General features: G+C 63.4%; 1 protein-coding gene. It reads right to left on the bottom strand.

From position 1 onward, the window contains the following. Positions 1-141 precede the first annotated feature (141 nt). Complete coding sequence (locus NKI47_RS34885; RefSeq protein ID WP_352572754.1) at positions 142-1128, bottom strand: IS5 family transposase; 987 nt, start codon at positions 1126-1128, stop codon at positions 142-144. Between the last annotated feature and the right edge of the window lie 23 nt (positions 1129-1151).

Genomic DNA, 1151 nt, shown 5'->3' with positions numbered 1-1151 from the left:
GGAGGGCTTTGCACGGGAAGCGAAATCCTGGTTGGTGAGTTAATGGGGCTTTTTTGAAGGCCGGGAAAGCAGTTTTCGACGGCTTGGTATGGCATCGACCGGCATGACCGGCCGATCCGCCGATTTTAGACAGACTCCTCCTCATGCCGGTTTTCCGCCAGGTGGATAGAGGGCGCCGATCATGGTCCGCAGATTGTAGGCGCAGGCGGCTAGTATGCATTGCGTGCGGTTGGCGGCGAGGTTGAAGAAGCGCAGGCGCCGCATGCCGTAGCGCTCCTTGAACACAGCAAAAGGCCGCTCCACAGCCGCCCGCACCTTGGCGATCAACCGGTTACGCAGCTTCTGGCGCGCCGGCAACTCGGGATGATGCTTGTTGGGCCGCCGCATCAGCCGGTCCTTGATCCCGGCCTTGGCCAGCCGATCATGCCTGGCATGGGTGTAGTAGGCCTGATCGCCATAGGCCGCCTTCTCATCGCCGCAAACCAGATTGTCGGCCGCCTCGGTGTCGGTGATCGAGGCGTCGCTTACCTCGACACGCCGGATCATGGTGTGCTCCTGGTCGGCGCCGATGTGCATCTTGTAGCCGAAGGTGCTCTTGTTGCCCTTCTTGCCCCAGCGCGCGTCCTTGTCGGCCGACGGCTTGGCCGGGCCCTGGTGGCCCTTCTTCGGCTGCTTGGGCGGCCGCCCACGGGCCTGCAGGAACGTCGCATCGACTAAGGTGCCGCGCTTGACGATCAGGCCCTTCGTCTCCAGCTGGCGGTTGATCTCCTCAAACACCTTGTCGATCAGCCGCTCGCGCGTCAGTTCCTCGCGGAAGCGCCACAGTGTCGAATGATCGGGCGTACGGTCCGAAAGGCTGAAGCCGGCAAAGCGGCGAAACGACAGCCGGTCACGGATCTGAGCCTCCAATGCCGGATCGCTCAGCCCGTGCCACACGCCCAGCAAAAGACAGCGCACCAGCGCCTCCGCCGGGTAGCTGGTGTTGCCCGAGCCGGGACCGCTGCGCTGACCCAGCAATGTTCGGATCGGTGCCCAGTCCAGTTCCTTCGATACCAGGTCGAAAATCGTCTCGTCCGACGCCGCCAGCCCGTCCGCCAGACTCAACTGACCCAGAACACGATCCGCCATCCCGAATCTCCCTGCTTCGACCA

This window comes from Mesorhizobium sp. M0633, from assembly GCF_040320645.1.
Classification (GTDB): domain Bacteria; phylum Pseudomonadota; class Alphaproteobacteria; order Rhizobiales; family Rhizobiaceae; genus Mesorhizobium.
The sequence above is the reverse complement of the archived record's forward strand: the minus strand, read 5'-3'. Positions and strand labels throughout refer to the sequence as shown.